This window comes from Teichococcus vastitatis, assembly GCF_003604215.1.
Taxonomy (GTDB): Bacteria; Pseudomonadota; Alphaproteobacteria; order Acetobacterales; family Acetobacteraceae; genus Pseudoroseomonas; species Pseudoroseomonas vastitatis.
Window position 1 is genome coordinate 1 of sequence record NZ_QXGS01000108.1, and the last position, 2,970, is coordinate 2,970.

Annotated in this window: 2 protein-coding genes and 2 pseudogenes; 1 reads left to right on the forward strand and 3 read right to left on the reverse strand. The window is 68.5% G+C overall.

The genetic code is table 11. The annotated features are described in order from the left end of the window. Positions 1 to 153: 153 nt before the first annotated feature. Positions 154 to 1,220: pseudogene (locus tag D2K64_RS23180) on the forward strand (IS3 family transposase); the annotation flags it as partial. A 29-nt stretch (positions 1,221 to 1,249) separates the two neighbouring features. On the opposite strand, the pseudogene D2K64_RS23185 reads toward D2K64_RS23180, so the two are convergent. The 3 genes and pseudogenes from D2K64_RS23185 to tnpA form a co-directional block, all read right to left on the reverse strand. After that, positions 1,250 to 1,990, reverse strand: a pseudogene (locus tag D2K64_RS23185) (IS66 family transposase); the annotation flags it as partial. A 31-nt stretch (positions 1,991 to 2,021) separates the two neighbouring features. Next, positions 2,022 to 2,378 (reverse strand): IS66 family insertion sequence element accessory protein TnpB, encoded by a 357-nt coding sequence (gene tnpB, locus D2K64_RS23190; RefSeq protein ID WP_120010760.1) that lies wholly within the window; start codon positions 2,376 to 2,378, stop codon positions 2,022 to 2,024. Continuing rightward, on the reverse strand, positions 2,375 to 2,818 hold the full coding sequence (gene tnpA, locus D2K64_RS23195; protein ID WP_120010762.1) for an IS66-like element accessory protein TnpA: 444 nt from the start codon (positions 2,816 to 2,818) through the stop codon (positions 2,375 to 2,377). Before tnpA ends, tnpB begins: the two co-directional genes overlap by 4 nt. Positions 2,819 to 2,970: the final 152 nt, after the last annotated feature.

The window sequence follows — 2,970 nt, forward strand, 5'->3', positions numbered from 1 at the left end:
CTCCTCATCGGTTAGATCGCTCGGGTAGCGCAGCTTGCTGCGGTCATATTTCGGCCGGTTCTGGGGCGTCCACATAACCAACCTTGTCCTGGCTCGCGCCGTTCCACGCCAGTCACAACCAATTCAGATGTCTCATCTTGTTCCCGGACGGACACTGAGGCCAGCTACTATCGCTGGCGGTCGGAATATGGCGGACTGAAGCTGGATCAGGTGCGTCGGCTGAAGGAACTGGAGCGGGAAAACGCACGGCTGCGCAAAGCCGTGGCGGACCTGACGCTGGACAAGCAGATCCTCAAAGAAGCCGCGGAGGGAAACTTCTAAGCCCCGAGCGTCGCCGGGCCGGAGTGCGGCATGTGCGGTCGGTGCTCGGGGTCTCCGAGCGACGAGTGTGCCGCACGCTGGGTCAGGCGCGCTCCACCCAGCGGCGGGTGCCGAAACTCCGGCCTGACGAGGCGGTGCTGAGTGATGCGGTGGTCAGACTGGCGCGCCAGTACGGGCGCTATGGCTACCGCCGGGTCACGGCGCTGCTGCGGGTCGAGGGCTGGCGGGTGAACGCCAAGCGGGTGGAGCGCATCTGGCGGCGCGAGGGGCTGAAGGTGCCGCGGCGGCAGCCGAAGCGGGCCCGGCTGTGGCTGAACGACGGTTCCTGTATCCGGCTACGGCCATGCTGGCCTGGGCATGTCTGGGCCTACGACTTTGTCCAGGACCGGACCAGGAATGGGCGGGCGTTCCGAATGCTGACGGTGATCGATGAGTTCAGCCGGGAATGCCTGGCCATCGTGGTGGCACGTCGGCTGCGGGCGGATGACGTCTTGCAGATCCTGGCCGACTTGTTCATCGAGCGCGGGCCGCCGGACCACATCCGCTCCGACAACGGGCCAGAATTCGCTGCCAAGGCGGTGCGCAATTGGCTGGGGCAGGTTGGCGTGAAGACATTGTTCATCGAGCCCGGCAGCCCGTGGGAGAATGGCTACAACGAAAGCTTCAACGGCAAGCTGCGCGACGAGCTGCTGGACCGGGAGATCTTCTGCTCGCTCCGCGAGGCCGAGGTGCTGATCGAGCGCTGGCGACGGCACTACAACACGGTCCGGCCGCACAGCGCTCTGGGCTACCGCCCGCCAGCGCCGGAAACGGTGTTGCCTCACCTTGCTGGGTTTGCCTACGCTCCGCTCCGGCGTGCCCAGCCGGGCGCGCCATGGCGCGGGGTAGCTCTCTCATAACACCCGGTACCGTTCAATGGGGCAGGCCACACCGGCAGGGTGGTCTCGTCAGCAAACAGCCGCGGCGAGGCGAGCAGGATCTCGCGGAGACGGCACACCACCGGCCGGATCTCCTGGGCGGCAGTGCCCAGCCAGTCGGCCAGCACCTCCCGTCCCAGCGTCAGCCCCTGCCGTGCCAGCATCTGTGCCTGGCGGTAGAGTGGCAGGTGGTCGGCATAGTGGGCCACCAGCACCTGGGCGACGGTGGCCTCGGTCGGCAGCCCGCCAGGCACCAGCCGCTCTGGAGCGGGCGCCTGCAGCACCACGCCGGGACAGGCGCGGCAGGCCAGCCTGGGGCGCCTGGTGACCAGCACCCGGAACTGGGCCGGCAGGACATCGAGCCGCTCGGCGCTGTCGGCGCCGATCTCGACCAAGGCGCCCGCACAGCAGGGGCAGATCTCCATGCGCGGCAAGTGCGCGGGCAACTGGCCGCGGCTGCCACGGCGGCGCTTCGCCTGTTGCTCTTTCAGACCTTTCGAGCGCTGGCCCGCCTCGGCCTCGCTGGCCGCCAGCGTGGCCTCGATCTCCTCGAACGCGAACAGCAGTTGATCGTCGGGCAGCCGCTCCGACTTCTGCCCGAACTGCCGCCGCTTCAGCGTCAGCAGCAGGTGGTGCAGGTGTTCGTTCCGGACTGCCAGCGCGTCGCGCTCGGCCATGGCGGCATCGCGCTGCTCCAGCACCGCCAGCAACAGCGCGCGCAGCGCGGCGGGATCCTCCGGCAGGCTCGGCATGTCGTCCGCGGCGCCCATCACGTCGGGGAGTCTAGGCAGGCACGCTCGGCCTGGGAATCAGTTTCGTGCTCTGTACCCGCGTCCAGTCGACGCCGTCGAACAGCGCGGCAAACTCCACCGGCGTCATCCGCACCGCACCGCCGACGATGGGTGGCCAGCGGAACGTGCCGCTCTCCAGTTGCTTCCAGATCAACACCAGGCCGCTCGCGTCCCACACCAGAACCTTGATCCGGTCTGACCGCTTGCAGCGGAACACAATCACCGTGCCCGAGAACGGATCCTGGCCCAGCACCTCAGCAGCCAGTGCCGCCAGGCCATGCGCGCCCTTGCGGAAATCCACCGGTTGCGTGGCCAGCAGGATCCGGGCCCCGGAGGGGAGCGCAATCATCCTTCCAGCGCCGTTGCCAGCCGGGCCACCACCACGGCATCCACTGTCCCAAAGGCCCGCAGCACCCGGCCATTGCGCAGCACCACCTCGATGGTCGCGCCCATTCCGCTCTCCGCCGGGGCCGCCGTGTTCTGCGGCCCTGTCTCCGGAGAGGCGTCGACCAGCAGCGGCACGAAGGGCGATGCCTGCCTCACTACCCGCCTCGCAGGACGGCCCTCCGCCTCCCGGCGCCAGCGATGCAGCAGGCTGGGCGAAATCCCATGCCGCTGCGCCACTTCCAGCACCCGCGTGCCAGGCGCCGCCGTCTCCATGAGCAGCCGCGCCTTCATCTCCGGCGAGTAGATGCGGCGCCGTTCGCCACGAGTGACGATCTCCACCCGCTCCATCGCCACAGTGCCCGCACCAGTGCCAGCACCTGCGCCATTCAGCATCCCTGCCATCGCCACACCTCCGCGACGGCCTACCTCTCAGCCACACCATCCTCACGCAAGAAGGGTGCTGTGACCGCGCTTACAGTCTACCGGCTGTACCGTCTTGAAGGTCTGAGCCTGCGGCGCAAGCGCCCGCGACGGCACGTCACTGCGGCACGACG

Bases quoted from the DNA above. Each gene is read 5' to 3' on its own strand.
- tnpB (WP_120010760.1), bottom strand. From the start codon at position 2,378: ATGATTGCGCTCCCCTCCGGGGCCCGGATCCTGCTGGCCACGCAACCG.
- tnpA (WP_120010762.1), bottom strand. From the start codon at position 2,818: ATGGCAGGGATGCTGAATGGCGCAGGTGCTGGCACTGGTGCGGGCACT.